This window comes from Nocardia sp. NPDC050175 (genome assembly GCF_044459885.1).
Classification (GTDB): Bacteria; Actinomycetota; Actinomycetes; order Mycobacteriales; family Mycobacteriaceae; genus Nocardia.
Genome location: NZ_JBITJI010000005.1, coordinates 431,680 through 451,247, shown reverse-complemented (window position 1 = coordinate 451,247; position 19,568 = coordinate 431,680). Strand labels below are relative to the sequence as shown.

19 protein-coding genes are annotated in these 19,568 nt (G+C 67.9%); 15 read left to right on the top strand and 4 right to left on the bottom strand.

Translation table 11 applies throughout. From position 1 onward, the window contains the following. The first annotated feature begins 79 nt into the window (after positions 1-79). The 3 genes from ACIBK2_RS19875 (at position 80) to ACIBK2_RS19865 (ending at position 3,486) form a co-directional block, all read left to right on the top strand. A complete protein-coding gene (locus tag ACIBK2_RS19875) occupies positions 80-1,372 on the top strand; it encodes an NAD(P)/FAD-dependent oxidoreductase (protein ID WP_396968987.1) in 1,293 nt (430 codons plus the stop codon). Positions 1,373-1,627: 255 nt separating this feature from the next. After that, entirely contained in the window at positions 1,628-2,455 is an 828-nt protein-coding gene (locus ACIBK2_RS19870; protein WP_396968986.1) for a GNAT family N-acetyltransferase, read from the top strand. Next, positions 2,452-3,486 (top strand): lysophospholipid acyltransferase family protein, encoded by a 1,035-nt coding sequence (locus tag ACIBK2_RS19865; protein WP_396968985.1) that lies wholly within the window; start codon positions 2,452-2,454, stop codon positions 3,484-3,486. The genes ACIBK2_RS19870 and ACIBK2_RS19865 overlap by 4 nt, the downstream gene beginning before the upstream one ends. Before the next feature lie 58 nt (positions 3,487-3,544). Here ACIBK2_RS19865 and ACIBK2_RS19860 read toward each other — a convergent pair whose 3' ends face one another. Continuing rightward, on the bottom strand, positions 3,545-3,892 hold the full coding sequence (locus ACIBK2_RS19860; RefSeq protein WP_396968984.1) for a DoxX family protein: 348 nt from the start codon (positions 3,890-3,892) through the stop codon (positions 3,545-3,547). 263 nt (positions 3,893-4,155) lie between these two features. On the opposite strand from ACIBK2_RS19860, the gene ACIBK2_RS19855 reads away from it, so the two are divergent. From ACIBK2_RS19855 to ACIBK2_RS19830, 6 genes are all read left to right on the top strand, one after another. Further along, complete coding sequence (locus ACIBK2_RS19855) at positions 4,156-5,385, top strand: cysteine desulfurase family protein (RefSeq protein ID WP_396968983.1); 1,230 nt, start codon at positions 4,156-4,158, stop codon at positions 5,383-5,385. Further along, on the top strand, positions 5,385-6,500 hold the full coding sequence (mnmA, locus tag ACIBK2_RS19850) for a tRNA 2-thiouridine(34) synthase MnmA (protein WP_396968982.1): 1,116 nt from the start codon (positions 5,385-5,387) through the stop codon (positions 6,498-6,500). Before ACIBK2_RS19855 ends, mnmA begins: the two co-directional genes overlap by 1 nt. Before the next feature lie 208 nt (positions 6,501-6,708). Beyond that, positions 6,709-7,743 carry a methionine synthase gene (locus ACIBK2_RS19845; protein WP_396969229.1) on the top strand — a complete coding sequence of 345 codons (1,035 nt, stop codon included), beginning with the start codon at positions 6,709-6,711 and terminating at the stop codon, positions 7,741-7,743. 107 nt (positions 7,744-7,850) lie between these two features. After that, positions 7,851-9,965 (top strand): NAD-dependent DNA ligase LigA, encoded by a 2,115-nt coding sequence (gene ligA, locus ACIBK2_RS19840; RefSeq protein WP_396969228.1) that lies wholly within the window; start codon positions 7,851-7,853, stop codon positions 9,963-9,965. A 97-nt stretch (positions 9,966-10,062) separates the two neighbouring features. Beyond that, a complete protein-coding gene (locus ACIBK2_RS19835; protein WP_396968981.1) occupies positions 10,063-10,758 on the top strand; it encodes an SDR family oxidoreductase in 696 nt (231 codons plus the stop codon). Continuing rightward, a complete protein-coding gene (locus ACIBK2_RS19830; RefSeq protein WP_396968980.1) occupies positions 10,755-11,789 on the top strand; it encodes an S-adenosylmethionine:tRNA ribosyltransferase-isomerase in 1,035 nt (344 codons plus the stop codon). Before ACIBK2_RS19835 ends, ACIBK2_RS19830 begins: the two co-directional genes overlap by 4 nt. Before the next feature lie 149 nt (positions 11,790-11,938). Here ACIBK2_RS19830 and ACIBK2_RS19825 read toward each other — a convergent pair whose 3' ends face one another. Then, positions 11,939-12,286 (bottom strand): hypothetical protein, encoded by a 348-nt coding sequence (locus ACIBK2_RS19825; protein WP_396968979.1) that lies wholly within the window; start codon positions 12,284-12,286, stop codon positions 11,939-11,941. A 231-nt stretch (positions 12,287-12,517) separates the two neighbouring features. Between ACIBK2_RS19825 and ACIBK2_RS19820 the strand changes: the two genes are divergently transcribed. From ACIBK2_RS19820 to ACIBK2_RS19810, 3 genes are read left to right on the top strand one after another with little or no spacing between them, the layout of a single operon-like run. Then, positions 12,518-13,762, top strand: a complete 1,245-nt coding sequence (locus ACIBK2_RS19820) for an ATP/GTP-binding protein (protein WP_396968978.1) — start codon at positions 12,518-12,520, stop codon at positions 13,760-13,762. Between the two features lie 49 nt (positions 13,763-13,811). Continuing rightward, positions 13,812-14,159: a hypothetical protein gene (locus ACIBK2_RS19815; RefSeq protein ID WP_396968977.1), complete on the top strand. Its 348-nt coding sequence runs from the start codon at positions 13,812-13,814 to the stop codon at positions 14,157-14,159. Positions 14,160-14,211: 52 nt separating this feature from the next. Continuing rightward, complete coding sequence (locus ACIBK2_RS19810; protein WP_396968976.1) at positions 14,212-14,739, top strand: GNAT family N-acetyltransferase; 528 nt, start codon at positions 14,212-14,214, stop codon at positions 14,737-14,739. A 68-nt stretch (positions 14,740-14,807) separates the two neighbouring features. On the opposite strand, the gene ACIBK2_RS19805 is transcribed toward ACIBK2_RS19810, so the two are convergent. Then, positions 14,808-15,458 carry an amino acid-binding protein gene (locus ACIBK2_RS19805; RefSeq protein ID WP_379287915.1) on the bottom strand — a complete coding sequence of 217 codons (651 nt, stop codon included), beginning with the start codon at positions 15,456-15,458 and terminating at the stop codon, positions 14,808-14,810. 594 nt (positions 15,459-16,052) lie between these two features. Here ACIBK2_RS19805 and gatC point away from each other — a divergent pair. Then, positions 16,053-16,352: an Asp-tRNA(Asn)/Glu-tRNA(Gln) amidotransferase subunit GatC gene (gene gatC / locus ACIBK2_RS19800; protein ID WP_379287913.1), complete on the top strand. Its 300-nt coding sequence runs from the start codon at positions 16,053-16,055 to the stop codon at positions 16,350-16,352. Then, positions 16,349-17,875 carry an Asp-tRNA(Asn)/Glu-tRNA(Gln) amidotransferase subunit GatA gene (gene gatA, locus ACIBK2_RS19795; protein WP_396968975.1) on the top strand — a complete coding sequence of 509 codons (1,527 nt, stop codon included), beginning with the start codon at positions 16,349-16,351 and terminating at the stop codon, positions 17,873-17,875. Before gatC ends, gatA begins: the two co-directional genes overlap by 4 nt. Before the next feature lie 132 nt (positions 17,876-18,007). On the opposite strand, the gene ACIBK2_RS19790 is transcribed toward gatA, so the two are convergent. Beyond that, a complete protein-coding gene (locus ACIBK2_RS19790) occupies positions 18,008-18,853 on the bottom strand; it encodes an SDR family NAD(P)-dependent oxidoreductase (protein WP_396968974.1) in 846 nt (281 codons plus the stop codon). Positions 18,854-18,966: 113 nt separating this feature from the next. Between ACIBK2_RS19790 and ACIBK2_RS19785 the strand changes: the two genes are divergently transcribed. Further along, positions 18,967-19,554 carry a TetR/AcrR family transcriptional regulator gene (locus tag ACIBK2_RS19785; protein ID WP_396968973.1) on the top strand — a complete coding sequence of 196 codons (588 nt, stop codon included), beginning with the start codon at positions 18,967-18,969 and terminating at the stop codon, positions 19,552-19,554. Positions 19,555-19,568 lie beyond the last annotated feature (14 nt).

The window sequence follows — 19,568 nt, the reverse complement described above, 5'->3', positions numbered from 1 at the left end:
AGTCATCTGAATTATGCGCCCTAACTCCTGAAATATCCTCGTTCCCGATGACGGTTGGTAATGAGAGAAGGAGGCTGTCATGCAGTACGTGGATGCGGGAATCGAAACCGCGGGTGTCGTCATCGTCGGATCGGGGTTCGGCGGACTCTCCGCCGCCAAGCAACTTGCCAAGTCGGGTATCGATTACGTGCTGATCTCCAGCACGCCGGAGCACCTGTTCCAACCGTTGTTGTACCAGGTAGCGACCGGTGTGCTGGCATCGGAGGAGATTGCGCCGCCGATCGCCGCCATTCTGCGCCGCCACCGCGAGGCCGATGTGCGCCTCGGCAAGGTGGTCGCCATCGATCCCGATAAGGCGATCGTCACCTATGAGCAGAACGGCGAGCAGCGCCGGATCCGGTACGGCTCGCTGATCGCCGCCACCGGTGCCAGCCAGTCCTACTTCGGCCGTGACGATTTCGCCGAGAAGACCTTCTCGCTCAAGACCATCGACGACGCGAAACTGCTTCGCGCGCAGATCCAACGGGTCTTCGCCGAGGCGGCGGGTGCCGACGAGGAGACCAAGCGCAGGCTGCTGAGCTTCGTGGTGGTCGGGGCGGGCGCGACCGGCGTCGAGGTGGCCGGTCAGCTGAAGGAACTCGCGAAAAGGTACTACCACCAAGAAGTTTCGGTCACCCTGGTCGAGGGCGCCGGCGAGGTGCTGCCCCCGTTCGGCGGCGGACTGTCCGAGTACGCGAAGAAGTCGTTGACCCGCACCGGCGTCGACGTGCTGCTCGGCACCTTCGTCACCGATATCGAAGAGGGCAAGGTCACCGTCAAGGACAAGAGCGGCGTCGAGCGCGGCATCGCGGCGGAGACGATCGTCTGGTCGGCGGGCGTGCAGGTCGGTGGGTTCGCGAAGGTGCTCGCCGAGGCCACCGGCGTCGAAACCGACCGGGCCGGAAGGCTGTTGATCAATCCCGACCTGACCGTCGGTGGCTACGCCGACATCTACGCGATCGGCGACATGACCTCCCTGAACGGCTACCCGGGCCAGTCGCCGGTGGCCATGCAGGAGGGCAGGCACGCCGCCGACATCATTCGCCGAAAGAAGCAGGCGGGCACCGCGTTCAAGTACTGGGACAAGGGCAGCATGGCGGTGATCAGCCGGTTCAGCGCGGTGACCAAGCTGAACGACAAGATCACCTTCCGCGGCCTGATCGCCTGGTTCATGTGGCTCGCGGTGCACCTGTTCTACCTGGTCGGTTTCCGCAACCGCTTCGCCGCGGTCGCCTCCTGGCTGATCGCCTTCATCGGCACCGGCCGCCCCGGCTTCGCCGAGGTGAACAAGGTCGCCAAGCCGGCCCGCGAAGCGGAACGAACCGCGGCTTAACGCCCCGCTCGTACGCCCGTAGCCGCATCGCGAAGACCTCGCGATGCGGCTCTTTCGCGACGGCCGCCGAATGTCGAAATGTGTTCGCCGAGAAGCGTTGATCAGGCAAAAGACGCGGTTGCGGCGCGAGGGCGCGAACAGGGCGCGACGGTCCGGTGAACGCTCGGTGTGATCATCGTCTCGTTCACTAAACCGGCATCGCGGGGACACTTCGGGGTTGCTCCAGCGCAGTGTCCGGCTGGGTTCATTGACGATATGACTATTACGTCCGTGTTGACAGCCCCGGCGCGCTCGACGGACTCCGGGGTGGAACGGTCACGGTACTCGCTGGTCGTCTCGTCCGACGCAGAGCACCGCGCGGCGGCGCAGCGACTGCGCTACGGAGTGTTCGCGAGCGAGCCAGGATTCCACATCCCCGACAACGGCACCGGCCTCGACGCCGACCGATTCGATGAGCACTGCGATCACCTGCTGGTCCGTGACGACCTGACCGAAGACTTCGTCGGCTGCTACCGGATGCTGCCGCCGGACAAGGTCGCCGCGGCGGGCGGTTACTACACGGCCACGGAATTCGATCTCTCCCAACTGGATCCGGCAGGTCGCCGGATCGTCGAGATGGGCCGCGCCTGCGTCGTGCCCGACCACCGCAACGGCTCGGTGCTCACGCTCATGTGGGCGGGCATCCTGCACTACATCCAGCTCACCGGTTACGACTGGGTGATGGGCTGCGTCTCGGTGCCGATGCAGGACAGCCCCACCGACGAACCCGGCGTGAACGTGCGCGGCGTGCGCGACCTGCTGCTCGGCAGGCACGCCTCAGATCCGGAACAGCGGGTGCACCCGATTCGCCCGGTGGTCGTCGACGGCAAGACCCTCGACGACATGACACCGCCCGCGCGCCCCAAGCTGCCGCCGCTGCTGCGCGGCTACCTGCGCCTCGGCGCGGAGATCTGCGGCGAGCCCGCGCACGACCCGGACTTCGGGGTCGCCGACTTCGTCGCCATCCTCGGGCTCGACACCATCAACACCCGGTACCTGAACCGATTACAAGACGCCGCCGCGACCTTCGACGGGGGACGGTGAGGACCGTGGTCTTCGACGCGCCGCCCGCACAGGCCACCGCACACGCGTGGATGCCGTCGAGCCCGTGTGGGCCCGGCTGCATCGAGTCGATCGACCAGGTCGGCACCGGCCGGGTGATCGGCCGACTGCTCGGCGTAGCCGGGCTGCTTGTCAGCTTCCCGATGGTGAATCTGGTTACGCCACAGGGCAAGCGGGAACGTCTACAGCGCGGTTACGCGCGCACGCTGCTGAATTGTCTCGGCATGGAATTGCGGGTCGTCGATCGCCGGATCGACCCGAACGAGCGCGGTGCTGTCGATGAGGGCAGCACCGCGCCCGCCGTTTACGGGCCGTCCGGTACCGGCGTCATGGTCGTCGTCGGGCACATCGGCTGGACCGATATCGTCGCGCTCGCCGCGGTGCAGCCGCTCGGCTTCGTCGCCCGGGCCGACATGGTCGACTGGCCGGTGCTCGGCAAGCTGGCCACGCTGATGCGGGTCATCCCGATCGAACGGGAAAAGCTGCGCGCGCTGCCCGGTGTGATCGCGCAGATCAGTGCCAGGCTTACTGCGGGCGAGCGGATCGCGGTGTTCCCCGAGGGCACCACCTGGTGCGGTCGCGCGTACGGCAGCATGCGGCCCGCGCTGTTCCAGGCGGCGGTCGACACCGGGACTCCGGTCCAGCCGGTGCGACTGCGCTACCTGGATCGGCACGGCGTCCAGTGCACGGTCCCCGGCTTCGTCGGCGAGGACACCTTCGCCTCGTCCGCCCGCCGGGTGCTCCGCTCGCGCGGCATGGTCGCCGAGGTCGTGCTCGAAACGGTCCAGCGGCCCGGCATTGATCGCCGCGATCTGGCCCGCCGCTGCGAGGCCGCGATCCGCGGCGCGGAACAGTCCCGCCACGGCGCGCTCGACGCCACGGTCTGGATCGAGGCAGGCAAGACCCGAGTCCAGGACCCGTCGGTCGCCTCGGACGCCCCAGAGGTCCGCAGGCCACCCCGCCGTATTCGCCCCATCCTGCGCGGCCGCGGCCGCCGGGTCGAGACGGTCTGAGCAGTCACCAACGCAAAGCAGCCGCAGGCAATTGCCTGCGGCTGCTTTGTCCTGCGCACTACCGAGCGAGTTGCAACGCCAGGGTGGCGGCGGCCGGGACCAGGTACAGCACCGGGAAGATCGCGGTCTGGTACGAGCGGGCCCGGATGGCTGTTGCCGACGCCAAGAAGAAGTACGCGATCAAGCACACGGCCGCGGCGATGCCGATGGCTGGGATGAAGAAGCCGACGATCAAGCCGAGCGCGCCCGCCGACTTGGCCAGGGCCAGCCAGTTCCACCATGCCCGCGGCACCCCGTACTGCTCGAGCGGCTCGACAACGAACTGCTTCTGCGAAGCCAGCGAGTACCCCGAGAACCCGATCCACAGGGCAGCGAGCACACCAACGATGTAGTAGGCGACGTTCATCGACCGATCCTTTGTTCTTTCAGCAGCTTGTCTGCCTGGTTGCCTGATAGACGACGCGGCACCCACGGGTGTGACATCCATGCGACGCAACGACGCCACCGCCGGTCCGGGACACGGCCGCCGAGTGCCTGGACACGCGGGTTTCGGGAATACCGGAAGACGGTCGGCCTGTTGCGCATCGTGGGTGAGTCGTAGATAAACGTAGGCAGCGAGGGGATACCCCCAAGATGCGCAGGTCAAGGCTGGGATAGGCTTTATTGGTCATGAAGGCGGCTTTTTCGGGTCCGGTCCACGGTGCGGCGGCCCATACGGTCTACCTCGATCATGCGGCCACCACTCCGATGTTGCCTGCCGCCATCGAGGCGATGACGGCTGCGCTCGGGATGGCGGGTAACGCGTCGTCACTGCACGGATCGGGCCGCGTCGCCCGGCGGACGCTGGAGGAGGCGCGCGAGTCGATCGCCGCCGATCTGGGCGCCCGGCCCTCGGAGGTCATCTTCACCTCCGGCGGGACCGAGAGCGACAATCTGGCGGTCAAGGGCATCTACTGGGCACGCCGGGACGCCGACCCGCGCCGGACCAGGATCATCGTCAGCTCGGTCGAACATCACGCGGTGATCGACGCGGTCGAGTGGTTGGAGAAGCACGAAGGGGCCAGGGTCACCTGGCTGCCGGTGGACGCCGAGGGCGTCGTCTCGCCACGCACACTGCGGGCCGCGCTGTCGGCCGATCCCGACGACGTCGCGCTGGTGACCGTCATGTGGGCGAACAACGAGGTCGGCAGCATCCAGCCGATCGGTGAATTGGCCGCCGTGGCACAGGAATTCGGCGTGCCCATGCACAGCGACGCGGTGCAGGCGGCGGCGCAGCTGCCGATCGACTTCGCCGCGAGCGGGTTGTCGGCGGCCAGTTTCGCCGGGCACAAGGTCGGCGGGCCGCACGGCGTCGGCCTGCTGCTGCTCGGCAGGCAGGTGCCGTGTGTGCCGCTGCTGCACGGCGGTGGGCACGAACGCGACCTCCGTTCCGGCACCTCGGATACCGCGGCCGCGGTCGGCCTGGCCACCGCGCTGCACCAGACGGCGATCGAACTGCCCACCCGCACTGCGGAATTGACCGCGCTGCGGGACGCGCTGATCGACGGCGTGCTCGCCATCGAGCCGGACGCGGTGCTCAACGGCGCGCCCGGCGAACGGCGGCTGCCCGGCAACGTGCACTTCACTTTCCCTGGCTGCGAAGGCGATTCGCTGCTGATGCTGCTGGACGCGGCGGGGATCGAGTGTTCGACCGGATCGGCGTGTACCGCGGGTGTCGCGTCGCCGAGCCACGTGCTGATCGCGATGGGTGTCGAACAGTGGCAGGCCCGCGGGTCGCTGCGATTTTCATTGGGGCACACCTCGACTCGTGCCGATGTGGACGCGCTGTTGGGTGTCTTGCCCCAGGTGGTTGATCGGGCCAGGGCTGCGGGTCTGGCCGGTGCGAAGGGAGGTGTTTGATGCGAGTACTTGCCGCGATGAGTGGTGGTGTTGATTCGGCGGTGGCGGCGGCACGTGCGGTCGACGCTGGTCACGAGGTGGTCGGCGTGCATCTCGCGCTGTCCGCGTCGCCGGGCACGTTGCGGACCGGGTCGCGTGGCTGCTGCTCGAAGGAGGACGCGGGCGACGCGCGGCGGGCCGCCGATGTGCTCGGCATCCCGTTCTACGTCTGGGATTTCGCCGAGCGCTTCAAGGAAGACGTGATCGACGATTTCGTTGCCGCCTACGCGGCCGGCGAGACGCCGAACCCGTGCCTGCGCTGCAACGAGAAGATCAAGTTCTCCGCCCTGGCCGATCGCGCGCTCGCGCTCGGCTTCGACGCGGTGGTCACCGGTCATTACGCGCGGCTCGACGACGGCGTGCTGCGCCGGGCCGTCGACGCCGACAAGGACCAGTCCTACGTGCTCGCAGTGCTGAACGCACAGCAGCTGTCGCGCGCCATGTTCCCGGTCGGTGACACCCCGAAGCCGCGGATCCGCGAAGAGGCCGCCGAGCGTGGGCTGGCCGTCGCGAACAAGCCGGACAGCCACGACATCTGCTTCATTCCGTCCGGCGATACCCAGGCGTTCCTCGGCGCGAAGATCGGCATCCGGCCGGGTGCCGTGGTCGATGCCGACGGTCAGAAGCTCGCGGATCACGAAGGCGTGCACGGGTTCACCATCGGTCAGCGCAAGGGACTCGGGCTGCCCGGCCCGGCCGCCGACGGCAAGCCGCGCTACGTGACCGGCATCGATCCCGACTCCGGCACCGTCCGGGTCGGCTCGGTCGAGGACCTGCAGGTGTGGGGCATCGAGGCGGAGCGCGCGATCTGGACCTCCGGTGCCGCACCGGACGGGCCGATCGAGTGCGTCGTACAGGTGCGCGCGCACGGTGGCACGGCGCCCGCGATTGCCGAGGCGGTGGGCGAGGGCCTGTCGGTACGGCTGCGTGAGCCGCTGACCGGTGTCGCGCGCGGCCAGGCGGTCGTGCTGTATCGCCCGGATGAGCTGGGGGACATGGTGATCGGTAGCGGAACAATCTCCGGCACCGACAGCGTGGCGATCGACAGCGACGTGGAGTCCGCCGCCACGCGGTGAACCCCGCGCCGACCTGCCGAGACTGCAGGCCGGCGTGGTCGTCCGCCGCGCGGCTGGTCGGCGAATCCGCCTGCGCGCACACTGATCTGACCGCGACCGGGTATCCGGTGGCGCGCACCACGATCGACTGAGGAAGCGGACAACGGTGTACCAGAACGCGAAAGGCACAGAAATCGACCGAGCGAGCGACGCCGAGGACAAGTCCGGATTGCGCGGCGGGATCGCGACCGGCGTAGGTTCCTGGCCGGGCACCGACGCCCGTGAGGCCGCCACCACCGTGCTCGGCGAGTTGCCGGATCTGCCACACCTGGCAGAACTTCCGAGTCGCGGCGCGGGCGCGGACATGATCGGCCGCATGTCGGCGCTGCTGGTCGACATGCGATTCGACACCACCACCCGCGGATACCGGCTCGCGCCGCGGCCAGGGGGCGTATCGCGGCGGGCCCGCGATCTGCTCCGCGGCGACCTCGACGCACTCGAAGAAGCCTGGGAGACAGCGGGATTGGCAGGCTCCGGCCGACCCGTCAAGCTGCAGGTGGCCGGTCCGTTGACCCTCGCCGCACAGGTCGAGCTGCCGAGCGGGCACCTCGCGGTCACTGATCCCGGTGCGCTGCGCGATCTTTCGGAATCCCTCGCCGAGGGCCTGGTGAACCATGTCGCCGAGGTCCGCAAACGACTCGGCGCGGAAGTCGTTCTGCAACTGGACGAACCGTCGCTGACCGCCGTCCTCGAAGGCTCGCTGAGCGGCGTCAGCATGCTCGACAGCGTCCGCTCGATGCCAGAACCCGAAGCCCTCGCCATCCTGGACACCGTCATCGGCACACAGTCCCTGCCGGTGCTCGTCCACAGCTGCGCCCAACCGCCCGCCCTCGCCTTCCTCCGCCGAAGTACCGCCGCCGCAATCGGATTCGATATCGCGACGATCGCCACCCGCGACCTCGACAGCATCGGCGAAATCCTCGACGCCGGCAAACATCTGGTTCTCGGCCTGGTCCCCACCACCGCCCCCGCCACCCCGCCGACCTGGCGCGACATCGCCGAACCCGGCGTCCGCCTCATCGACCGCCTCGGCTTCGCCCGCACCACCCTGGCCACCCAGGTCCTGGTCAGCCCCGCCTGCGGGCTCGGCAACGCGCCACTGACCTGGGCGCGCAAGGCCGTCAGCCTGGCCACCGAGGTCGCCCGCGCCTACGCCGAAGACCCCGAATCGCTCACCTTCGAGGAGCCGTCGGGCCTCGCCTGACCCGCTTGCCGTACCTCGCCGCCATTCAGTGCTGCGACGTGCGGGAACACTGCCGGGAGATGTCGGTGGGCTCCGCTAATGTGCGTTGGGTGAGTGACAGCGGTGCGGTGAACAATGACGCGAGCGCGGCGGCCCCGGCGACGGCGGAGCAGCGCGTCGAGTGGCAGCGACTGGCGGACGAGGTGCGCGAGCATCAGTTCCGCTACTACGTGCGGGACGCACCGATCATCACCGACGGTGAGTTCGACACGCTGCTACGGCAGTTGCAGGCGATGGAGGAGGCGCATCCCGATCTGCGTACTCCCGATTCGCCGACCCAACTGGTCGGCGGCGGATTCGCGACCGACTTCACCGCGGTCGACCACCTCGAGCGGATGTTGTCGCTGGACAACGTGTTCGACTTCGACGAGCTGCGCACCTGGGCGACCAGGGTGGAGGTCGAGACCGGCACCGATCTGCACTATCTGTGCGAGGTGAAGATCGACGGTGTCGCACTCAACCTGGTCTACGAGAACGGGCGGCTGGTGCGCGGCGCCACCCGCGGCGACGGACGCACCGGCGAGGACGTCACGCTCAACGCCCGCACCATCGAGGACATCCCCGGAGAGCTGACGCCGACCGGCGAATTCCCGCTCCCCACGCTGCTCGAGGTGCGCGGCGAGGCGTACATGCGGCTCGAGGATTTCGAGACGCTCAACGCGTCGATCGTGGCCGAAGGCAAACCGCCGTACGCCAATCCGCGCAATACCGCGGCAGGCTCGCTGCGGCAGAAGGACCCGTCGGTCACCGCGCGCCGCAGGCTGCGGATGATCTGCCACGGTTTCGGCCGCATCGAGGGGTACGCCCCGGCCTCGCAGCACGAGGCTTACCGCGCGCTGGCCGCGTGGGGCCTGCCGGTGTCCGAGCACACCAAGCTGGTGCAGGGCATCGACGCCGTCATCGAGCGCGTCGAGTACTGGGGCGTGCACCGCCACGATATCGAGCACGAGATCGACGGCCAGGTGATCAAGGTCGACGAGATGGCGCTGCAGCGTCGGCTCGGCAGCACCTCGCGGGCCCCGCGCTGGGCGATCGCCTACAAGTACCCGCCGGAAGAGGCGACCACCAAGCTGCTGAACATCGAGGTGAACGTCGGCCGCACCGGCCGGGTCACCCCGTTCGCGGTGATGGAACCGGTCTCCATCGCGGGCTCGACGGTCGCGATGGCCACCCTGCACAACGCCTCGGAGGTCAAGCGCAAGGGCGTGCTGATCGGCGACACGGTCACCATCCGCAAGGCGGGCGACGTGATCCCGGAGGTGCTCGGCCCGGTGGTCGACGCGCGCACCGGCGACGAGCGCGAATTCGTGATGCCGACGCACTGCCCGGCGTGCGGCACCGAATTGGCGGCGCAAAAGGAGGGCGACGTCGACATCCGTTGCCCCAACCAGCAGTTCTGCCCGGCGCAGCTGCGCGAGCGGGTGTTCCATGTCGCCGGTCGCGGCGCCTTCGATATCGAGTCGCTCGGCTATGAGGCCGCCAATGATCTGCTGAAGTCGGGTGCGATCGCAGACGAGGGCGACCTGTTCGACCTCGATGCAGAAACACTGCTCACCACCACGTTGTTCGCCAACAAGGACGGCGAACTGTCCGCCAATGGCAGGCGGCTGCTGGAAAACCTGCACACGGCCAAGAGCCGGCCGCTGTGGCGGGTGCTCGTCGCGCTGTCCATTCGGCACGTCGGCCCCACCGCGGCCCGGGTGCTCGCCCGCGAATTCGGCAGCCTCGATCGGATCCAGGAGGCCTCGGCCGAGGAACTGGCCGCCGCCGACGGCGTCGGACCCACCATCGCCGCCGCGGTTGCGGAATGGTTCACCGTCAACTGGCATCACGAGATCGTGGACAAGTGGCGCGATGCGGGCGTGCGGATGGCCGACGAACGCGACGAGTCCATCGAGCGCACCCTCGAAGGCCTGTCGATCGTGGTAACCGGCTCGCTGGAAGGGTTTTCGCGCGACGGTGCCAAGGAGGCGATCCTGCTCCGCGGCGGCAAGGCCGCTGGATCGGTGTCGAAGAAGACGGCGTTCGTGGTGATCGGTGATTCGCCGGGCACGAAGGCTGCGAAGGCGGAGGAGCTCGGTGTGCCGATCCTCGACGAGGACGGATTCCGGTTGTTGCTGGAGTCCGGTCCGGAGGCGGTGACGCCCGCTGCGGCGAGCGAGGATGCCGAAGCGGAAGAGTAAGCGAGCAAGCGGTATTCGCCTGTCGGCGAACAGCGCTTGACCTCAACTTCGCTTCAGGTATGAGGATGGACCGGTAGGCAACTACCAGGAGGTTCTCATGGCTCGTCCCACCGCACTGATCACCGGCGCGTCCGCCGGTTTCGGGCTGGCGCTCAGTCGCGCACTCGTGCAACGCGGGTGGCGAGTGATCGGCACCGCCCGACGGCCCGAACGATTGGCGCGGGTATCCGAGGAACTCGGCGCCGCGTTCATCGCGATTCCTGGCGACGTGACCGACCCGGCGCATCGCGCACTGCTGGCCGAAGCAGCAAGGAGCGCAGGGCAACTCGTGCTGGTCGTGAACAACGCGAGCAGGCTCGGGCCGAGCCCGCTGGTCCGGCTCGCCGACTATCCGCTCGACGAGCTCGAACTGGTCTACCGGACCAATGTCCTCGGGCCGCTCGCGATATTGCAGTTCACGCTCCCGCTGCTCGCGCCGGGCGGCAGCGTGGTGAACATCAGCTCCGACGCCGCGATCGAGCCGTATCCCGAATGGGGCGGTTACGGTTCGTCGAAGGCGGCGCTCGATCAGCTCACCGCGATCCTGGGCGCCGAGCATCCTGAACTGTCCATCTACGCGTTCGATCCGGGCGACATGCGGACCGAGATGCACCAGGCTGCCTTCCCCGGCGACGACATCTCCGATCGGCCGGAACCCGACACGGTAGTGCCCGCGCTGCTGCGACTATTGGACGAGAAACCTAAGAACGCCCGTTATGCCGCAAGCGATTTCGCAGTGGGTCGCGCCTCATGACGGTCACGCTGGCGCAGCGCTCGTTCGTCCTGCCACCCGAACGCAATGCCGTCGCCCCGCCGGAGGCGCGCGGACTGGCCCGTGACGAGGTCCGCCTGCTCGTCGCCGGAGATCGCCTCACCCACGCGCAATTCCGGGAGCTGCCGCGGCACCTGCGGCCGGGTGACCTTGTGGTGGTGAACAATTCGGCAACGCTCGCCGCGGCTGTCGATGGCCGGATGGCGGGCAAACCGATCGCCCTGCACTTCGCGACCTGGCTGGACGACGGCGGCTGGGTGGTGGAGGTTCGCACTACCGCGCGCACTCCCTATCCGGCGCACGAGCTTTCGGCAGGAATGATCATTCAGCTGCCAGAGGGTGCGCGAGCCACCCTTCGTGAACCTTGGCTGGCCGGTGCGCGTCGCCTGTGGGTCGTCGACGTGACTACCGATCCGCGTTGCCTGCTGGAGGTTTACGGCTACCCGATCACCTATTCCTATGTGCCGCAACGATGGTCCGCGTCCTACTACTCAACGGTCTTCGGTCGCATTCCCGGCAGTGCGGAAATGCCCAGCGCGGCAAGACCGTTCACTGAACGTCTAGTTCTCGACCTGATTGCGGCCGGTGTCGGGATCGCACCGATCACCTTGCACACGGGAGTGTCCTCGCCGGAGGCGGGCGAACCACCGAGTCCAGAACGCTTCGTCGTCTCGGATTCGACCGCCCGCACGGTTAACGACGCGAAAGCTGCGGGCGGTCGCATCATCGCGGTCGGCACCACGGTGACCCGAGCCCTGGAGACTGCTGCGGACTCAACGGGTCGTGTTCATGCGGCACACGGTTGGACCGAGTTGGTCCTCGGCGACGATCGCCCGGCCCAGGTGGTCGACGGGCTGATCACCGGCTGGCACGCACCCGGCGCTTCACACCTGGATCTACTGGTCGCGGTGGCAGGCGAAGACACCGTCCACGAGGCCTATTCGGCGGCATTGGACACGGGATACCTCTGGCACGAGTTCGGCGACAGCGCCTTGCTCCTGCGCGAGCGGTGAGCCGGGGTCAGCGACGTCGTCGGCCCACGGGGCGCGCGTTGTCGCCTCGCGCGCACGAAATTGCTGGCAATTCCGTGCGCGGCACGCTGAATCGAGCGCGACGGCGGCCGATGATCCGCGGCAGTGTGCGGCAGAGTGCGCAGCGGTGGTCAGTTGGGCGTGACGGAGACGGTGGCGCTCAGTTGGCCCGCGATGACGAATCGCCCGCAGGTGCCGTTGCTCAGGTCGAGCCGGGTGGTGACCGGCTTCTTCTTGGAGTTGAGGTAGGTGGCCTCGGCGACGACATCCGCCCCCGTCATCGAGCACACCTTCGAGATCGTCTCCGCGCTGTAGCTCGCGCTCCCCGTCTGACAGCTGGGTTCGGCATTGGCGAAGAAGATGCGAGCCGAGCCGTCGGGACAGGTCTCGGCGACGGCCTGCGGCGCGACGACCACTATCGACCCCAAGCCGATGGCCGCGGCGACGGAGCTTCGGACTACAAGACGACGAACCGTCATACCTATCGTTACCCATCAGTTTCGAACGTTTCCAGCAATAACGGCACACGAACAAGTCGTGGCGTCCAGCATGCTAACCCGTAACCAGCGTCTTTGTCGGGGGATCAGCCTTCGCCAACCGCTGACGCTTGCTCTATGCATATTGGCTATGAATAGTTTTCGGCCTGTCCGCGGTACCGACGGGCAAGCCCTGCTGTCGCGGCGTGCCGGCGGGGACGAAAGGATGTCGGGATGCTGCGCAGTTTTCAGGTGACGAATCACAGATCGCTGGCCGAGGGGCAGGAATTGCGGTTGACCAAGGGAGGTGGACCGGTCGCGGTACCGGTGACCGCCATCCACGGTGCCGCCGCGGCGGGCAAGACGAACCTGATCGATGCGCTCGGGCAGATGCGTGACGCGGTACTGCACTCGGTGACCGGCTGGGATCCCTACGCCGGGCCGGCACGCTCGCCACATCTCGGATTCCCGGACCGCCCTTCGGAATTCGTGGCGGGCTTCGTCGCCGAGGGGGTGCCCTACACCTACGGCTTCCGGCTCGACAACGCCGATGTGACGGCCGAGTGGCTCTACACCCAGCCGCGCTCGCGCAAGCGAATCGTGTTCGAGCGCAACGGTGAACAGATCAAGATCGGGCCGATGTTCGAGGCGGCGCGCTACGGGATCGCCGCGCTGGTGCCGCTGGTGCGCCCGAATGCGTTGTTGCTCAGTCTCGCTGGGCAGATGTATGCCGACGCACTGGTGCCCGCCTATCGTTGGTTCGAGTCGATGCTTGAGGTGCAGCTCGGCCCGGCCGACCCGGCCGCCATCGCGCATCGGCTCGGCGGGCACATCTCCCGGTCGCCGGAGAACGCGGCGCGGTTGCTCATGCTGTTGCGCACCGCCGAACTGGGCATCACCGATCTGCTCATCGCGGAGAACGATCCGATGTATGCGGACTACCTGCGCGACCTGGACGCCGATATCGCCGCGCTCGGCAAGCAGATCGAACTGTGCGCCACCTCGCCCGACTTCGCCGACCGGCTGCTGCAGGAGAACGGTTTCACGCCCGTCTTGCTCGAGCGCGAGCTGACCAACCTGAAGGCCGCCAGGGACGTGCTGTACGCGCGGATGGTGGCGCGGCGCGGTGTCGGCCTCGGCCTGGTGCACGACGGCATCGTCAACCCGTTCGACATCACCGATGAATCCGCCGCGACCCAGTCGCTGCTGCGTGTGCTGCCGACCATGCTCGACGCCCTCGACTCCGGCCGTGTCCTCGCCATCGACGACATCGGCGCGCAGCTACCCGCCGAGGAGACCGACCGGCTGATCCAGCTGTTCCAGAACCCGGAAACCAATTCCCGTGGCGCCCAACTGATCTACACCACGAACAACCGCGCCCTGATCGATCGCGGCAACGGGCGTTCCGCGCGCACCCGCAGCGTGGTCTGGCAGGTTCGCCGCACCGAACACGGCACCAGCGAGCTCGCCACGGTGTAGCGACCGGCGGGTGCGCGAGGTTGCCCGCCGGGCGCAATAGCATGGGGCAATGCTGGAGTTCGGAATGCTGCTGATCATGATCGTCGCCCTGGTCGGGGTGGTCGCGGTCTATCTGCGCGGCCGCGGCAGCTTTCGGCCCGCGCAGGGCGAGACCGGCACGCTCTATGTCACCGGCGTGAGCCCGCGGCCGGACGACCTGGTCGGCGAGCAGTTCGTGACCATCACCGGCAACGTGACCGGCCCGACGGTGCAGGGGACCGTGGTCTACGGGCGCTTTGCCTGGGACGTCAACGCCTGGCCGTCGATCGGCGATCTCATCACCGTCGTCTACCCGGCGGGCAAGCCGGAACGCTGGCAGATCGCGCATCCCGGCGCCCGGCCGAGTCTCGGATCCTGACGAAGGCATGTGTGACGTAGACCGTTCTACGTCGGATGGCACGATGCCTGGTATGGATGCGAAGGCAGGTATCGGTGCCGAGAAGGCGGGTCTGGTGATCCGGATGGCCCGCCCGGACGAGTACGCGGCAATCGGTGAGCTCACCGTCGAGGTCTATGTCGGCGAAGGGTTTGTTCGGCCGGACACCCCGTACGCGGCCGAGTTGGCCGATACCGCGCATCGCGGTGCATCCGCCCAGCTCCTGGTGGCAACGCATGCCGATCGGATTGCCGGATCGCTCACCGTCGCTCGTCCCGGCACGCCGTACGCGGAGATCGCGCGGCCCGGCGAACTCGAGTTCCGCATGCTCGCCGTATCGAAGTCGGCGCGCGGGCTCGGCGCGGGATCTGCGTTGGTAGGCACCGTGATCGACATCGCGAAGGCGGAAGGCTTCCAAGCCGTAGCCCTGACCACGATGCCCGCCATGACCGACGCCCGCCGCATCTACGACCGCTTCGGTTTCATCCCCACCCCCGACCGCGACTGGTATACCCCCTCAGGCGAACTCCTCACCGTCCTCCGCCTGGACCTGGAGGGCTGACGTCCAACGGGACATGAGGGCGTCTCTGCTCTTGTGTCCTGTTCGGCGCGTGCGCTTTTGGTGAACGGTCAGCCGAGGACGGTGGCGACGATGCCGGCGAGGTAGCCGAGGCGGGCCACTTCCGAGGGGCGGAAGTCGGGGCCGCCGGGGCGGCCGAGCAGCAGCACCTTGCCGGTGTTGCCGAGGGGCGCGGCGGCGAGTTTGGTGTCCATGTCGCGCCAGATCTCGGGGACCCAGTCGGACTCGGGGTCGAGGATGGCGGGCTTCTCCAGCGGCATCCACGGGGCCGAACCCGCTTGTGTTTCCGGCGCACTCGGGCTGCCGACCACGCGGTAGGCGCCCTGCGGGCCCATGTCGATGATGGTGCTCCAGCCGACGCGCAGCACCCGGGGCACGCCGTCGACGAGCACCTGCAGCCGGTCGTCCTTGGCGCTGGCCACCTGGTCGATGAGTTCGAGTTCGCGGTGGGTGTCCAGCACGCCGGAGTACGGGCGGATGGAGTCGACGCGCACATCGCCGATCGATTCGGCGGCGGTGATCAGAGTGTCGGGCAGCGCGCCCTGCGGCACCTCGACGACGAGGTCGTCGACGGCGAAACCGGCGCCGCGTTCCACCACGTCCAACGAGAGAATGTCGGCGCCGACGGAGCCGAGTGCGAGCGCGAGGGCACCGAGGCTTCCCGGTCGATCCGGAAGTTGCACGCGGAGCAGATACGACACGTGCGTTCCTTTCCTAGGGCGGCCGAGGCTCTGAACGGATACCCGGGTCACGCAATACTTACACCCCCGCGCCCCAGTAATCGACTCGAAGTACGGCCAGTGATGTACGCCACGCGGCGATTTCGTGACAATACGGCGTGTCGAGCTAGTTCGGAAACCGTGTCGTCGAACCGTATCGACGAATCAGTGCCGTGCGCGGCCCGGCTAGCCTACCGCCGGGCTCGGACAGGATCGCCGGGTGTCGCGCTGTTGTGGCTAGGCTGCGCCCGATATGCGATGTTCCGTCGATTAGTCCGTATTCCTTTGTGTCCCAGCGTCGCGATCCGTGCCGGGTCGAGATGTGGCGGCGGGTTGCCGGTGGCGAGCGTGCACCGCTTGGACGCGTCATATCCGGTCGGCGAGGCCGTATCCCGTTGCGGTCGTGCGATGCGATCGCGCTGGGCGGAGGCATGGGCGGCCGGTCGGTGTGGTGTCGGCGGCGGTGGCTAGGCTGTACCGGTTGGATATGCCCTGTCTCATCGGACGGGCCGTATCCTATTGCGTCCCAGCGACGCGATCCCCACTGTTGAAACCGAAGCCGAAAGGGGTCCCGCGGTGCCCGCCATCTCCCGTGACGAGGTAGCACACCTCGCCCGGCTGTCCCGGCTCGCGCTGTCCGAAGCCGAACTGGATCAGTTCGCCGGTCAGCTGGATTCGATCCTGAGCCACGTGCGGACCATTTCCGAGGTCGCCGCCGCCGATGTCCCGGCCACCGCGTCGCCGAATCCGACGACGAACGTGACCCGACCCGACGTGGTCGTGCCCTGCCTCACCCCGGAGGAAGCGCTGTCCGGCGCTCCGGCCGCCGAGGAGCAGAAGTTCGTGGTTCCGCAGATCCTGGGAGAGTCCCAATGAGTGAAGCATCGCGTAGCGATTCGATGGGGGGCGGTGGTCGGGCGACGGGTGGGCGCGACCTGACCGGCTTGTCTGCTGCCGAACTGGCCGACAAGATTCACGGCGGTGAGGTGTCCTCGGTGGAGGTCACCCAGGCGCATTTGGATCGGATCGCCCAGGTCGACGGCGAGTACCACGCGTTCCTGCACGTCGCGGGGGAGCAGGCGCTCGAAGCCGCGGCCGCGGTGGATGCCGCGATCGGCTCCGGTGCCGCGCCCGCGTCGCCGCTGGCCGGAGTTCCGTTGGCGCTCAAGGACGTTTTCACCACCACCGACATGCCGACTACCTGTGGATCGAAGATCCTCGAGGGTTGGGTGTCGCCCTACGACGCGACGCTGACCACCCGGTTGCGCGCGGCGGGCATCCCGATCCTCGGCAAGACCAACATGGACGAGTTCGCGATGGGTTCGTCCACCGAGAACTCGGCCTACGGCCCCACCCGCAACCCGTGGGACACCACCCGGATCCCCGGCGGCTCCGGCGGCGGTTCCGCGGCCGCGCTGGCCTCGAACCAGGCGCCGCTCGCCATCGGCACCGACACCGGCGGGTCGATCCGGCAGCCCGCCGCGGTGACCGCGACCGTCGGCACCAAGCCGACCTACGGCACGGTCTCCCGCTACGGCCTGGTCGCCTGCGCCTCCTCGCTGGACCAGGGCGGTCCTTGCGGACGGACGGTGCTCGACACCGCGCTGCTGCACGAGGTGATCGCCGGTTACGACCCGCGCGACTCCACCTCGCGCAACGTGCCGGTGCCGCCGGTCGTCGCCGCGGCCCGCGAAGGCGCCAAGGGCGACCTGAGCGGCGTGAAAGTCGGTGTGGTGAAGGAACTTCACTCCGACAGCTACCAGCCGGGCGTGCTCGAATCCTTCGATGCCGCCGTCGCGGTGCTGAAGGAACTCGGCGCCGAGGTGATCGAAGTGTCTTGTCCGCACTTCGAATACGCGCTGTCGGCCTACTACCTGGTGATGCCGTCCGAGGTGTCGTCGAACCTGGCGCGCTTCGACGCGATGCGCTACGGCCTGCGCGTCGGTGACGACGGGTCGCACAGTGCCGAGCAGGTCATGGCGGCCACCCGTGCCGCCGGGTTCGGCCCGGAGGTCAAGCGCCGCATCATGATCGGCACCTACGCGCTGTCGGCCGGTTACTACGACGCCTACTACGGCCAGGCGCTCAAGGTCCGCACGCTGATCGCGCGCGACTTCGACAAGGCCTACGAGCAGGTCGACGTACTCGTCTCGCCGACCAGCCCGTTCACCCCGTGGAAGCTGGGCGAGAAGGTCGACGACCCGCTGGCCATGTACCTGTCCGACCTGTGCACCCTGCCCACCAACCTGGCCGGTCACCCCGCCATGTCGGTCCCGTCCGGGCTGAGCAAGGACGACGGCCTGCCGGTCGGCTTCCAGATCATGGCCCCCGCCCTCGCCGACGACCGGCTGTACCGCGTCGGCGCAGCGTACGAGGCCGCCCGCGGTCCCATCGCCTGACGGGCCGTCGAACTCTGCACGCCTGCTTGGGACTTCGCACATCGGCCAGCTAGCTGACGCCTGTGCGAAGTCCCGAGGGTGTGCGAAGTCGGTTTCAGGCATTGTCGGCATCCCGGGCGTCTACCCGAATTGTCAGGCAGGCCAGGTGAATTCGGGGTCTTTCAAGTAGTCCTGGCGCCGCTGGTCCAAGGCCATCGCGACCATGTGATGAGCGCCGGGGCCGATGACTTTGCGGACCGGCGGATCGGTCTCGTTCACCAGGGCGATGAGTCCTGCCGCGCCGACCTCCGGTGCGGCCTCTTTCCATTCGGATTCGTAGTCGGTCGTGGGCGGTGGCGCGCTCGGGTCCGGGTAGTCCGGCATGCCGAGGATCCCGGTGCGTAGCTCCTGGTAGGCCAGTAGTCCGGTGCCGAACTGCATGCTCGTCTTCGCCCAGTCGGTGTCGAAGCCACCCATCTGGGCGAGGGTGACGGCGATGCCGAACGGTCGCAGTTCGTCGGCGAGCGAGGCGCTGAATCCTTCCAGCGCCCACTTGCTCGCGTTGTACAGGCCGAACAGCGGGAGGCTGCCGACCGCGCCGACGGTCGAGATCTGTACGATGTGACCGGAGCCCTTGGCGCGCAGGTGTGGCAAGGACGCCTGGGAAACCCACAGGGCGCCATAGAAATTGGTGTCCATCTGGTTGCGGATCTGCGCCTCGGTGAGTTCCTCGATCGCGCCGACCAGGCCGTAGCCCGCGTTGTTCACGATCACATCGATCGTGCCCATCAGCGCGAAAGCCTTGTCCACGGTGGCGATTACGCCGTCACGGTCGCGAACGTCCAACGGCAGCACGGTGAGTCGGTCATCGGTGAGGTCGGCCATGGATCGCGGGTCACGAACGGTCGCGACGACGCGGTCACCCTCGGCGAGCGCGGCCAGCGTGCAGGCCCGGCCGAGTCCGCGGTTGGCGCCGGTGATGAACCATGTTCTGGTCATTTGGGGGAGATCCTTTCGTCGCGAGACGCGCCGTCTCGTTTAAGCGAGAATGCCAAGCGGACCGACTCATGTCAATACGAGACGTATCGTCTCGTTGATGTTACGCTGACCACGTGCCCGACACTCCCAGCGTCGCCCGCCGCAGCGAACGCGCCCGCGCCGCGATCCTCACCGCCGCCACCGAGCTCATCCGCGAACTGCCCTACGCGAAACTGAGCGTCGAGGCCATCGCGGCCCGCGCCGGCGTCGGCAAACAGACCATCTACCGCTGGTGGCCGTCCAAGGGCGCGGTTGTCTTCGACGCGATGCTCGAACTCGACTCCGGTCCGGACGGTCTCGCACTCCCCGACACCGGCGACATCGCCGCCGACCTGCGCTCCCTGCTCCGCGGCTCGGTCGCCGCCCTCACCGACCCGGCCTTCGAAGCGTTCCTCCGCGCCATGTACATCGAGATCCAACAGGACCCCGAAATCGGCGCGGCCTACCGCGAACGCCTCCTACTTCCGCAACGCGCCGCCCTCGCCGACCGCCTCAGCGCAGGCGTCCGATCCGGCGAACTCCGCTCCGATCTGGACCTGGAAATCGCCACCGACCTACTGCTCGGGCCTATTCAAAGCCGCTGGTCTCTCGGTCTCGGCGGCCTCACCGAGTCCTACGCCGACGCCGCCCTCGATGCCGCTCTGGCCCACCTCCGCCCCTGATCATGGATGCGTGG

Coding starts and splice junctions, on each gene's coding strand:
- ACIBK2_RS19810 (WP_396968976.1), top strand. CDS start 14,212: ATGGATGCGAAGGCAGGTATCGGTGCCGAGAAGGCGGGTCTGGTGATC.
- ACIBK2_RS19820 (WP_396968978.1), top strand. CDS start 12,518: ATGCTGCGCAGTTTTCAGGTGACGAATCACAGATCGCTGGCCGAGGGG.
- ACIBK2_RS19870 (WP_396968986.1), top strand. CDS start 1,628: ATGACTATTACGTCCGTGTTGACAGCCCCGGCGCGCTCGACGGACTCC.
- ACIBK2_RS19875 (WP_396968987.1), top strand. CDS start 80: ATGCAGTACGTGGATGCGGGAATCGAAACCGCGGGTGTCGTCATCGTC.
- ACIBK2_RS19835 (WP_396968981.1), top strand. CDS start 10,063: ATGGCTCGTCCCACCGCACTGATCACCGGCGCGTCCGCCGGTTTCGGG.
- mnmA (WP_396968982.1), top strand. CDS start 5,385: ATGCGAGTACTTGCCGCGATGAGTGGTGGTGTTGATTCGGCGGTGGCG.
- ACIBK2_RS19825 (WP_396968979.1), bottom strand. CDS start 12,286: ATGACGGTTCGTCGTCTTGTAGTCCGAAGCTCCGTCGCCGCGGCCATC.
- gatA (WP_396968975.1), top strand. CDS start 16,349: ATGAGTGAAGCATCGCGTAGCGATTCGATGGGGGGCGGTGGTCGGGCG.
- ACIBK2_RS19860 (WP_396968984.1), bottom strand. CDS start 3,892: ATGAACGTCGCCTACTACATCGTTGGTGTGCTCGCTGCCCTGTGGATC.
- ACIBK2_RS19855 (WP_396968983.1), top strand. CDS start 4,156: ATGAAGGCGGCTTTTTCGGGTCCGGTCCACGGTGCGGCGGCCCATACG.
- ACIBK2_RS19790 (WP_396968974.1), bottom strand. CDS start 18,853: ATGACCAGAACATGGTTCATCACCGGCGCCAACCGCGGACTCGGCCGG.
- ACIBK2_RS19830 (WP_396968980.1), top strand. CDS start 10,755: ATGACGGTCACGCTGGCGCAGCGCTCGTTCGTCCTGCCACCCGAACGC.
- ACIBK2_RS19815 (WP_396968977.1), top strand. CDS start 13,812: ATGCTGGAGTTCGGAATGCTGCTGATCATGATCGTCGCCCTGGTCGGG.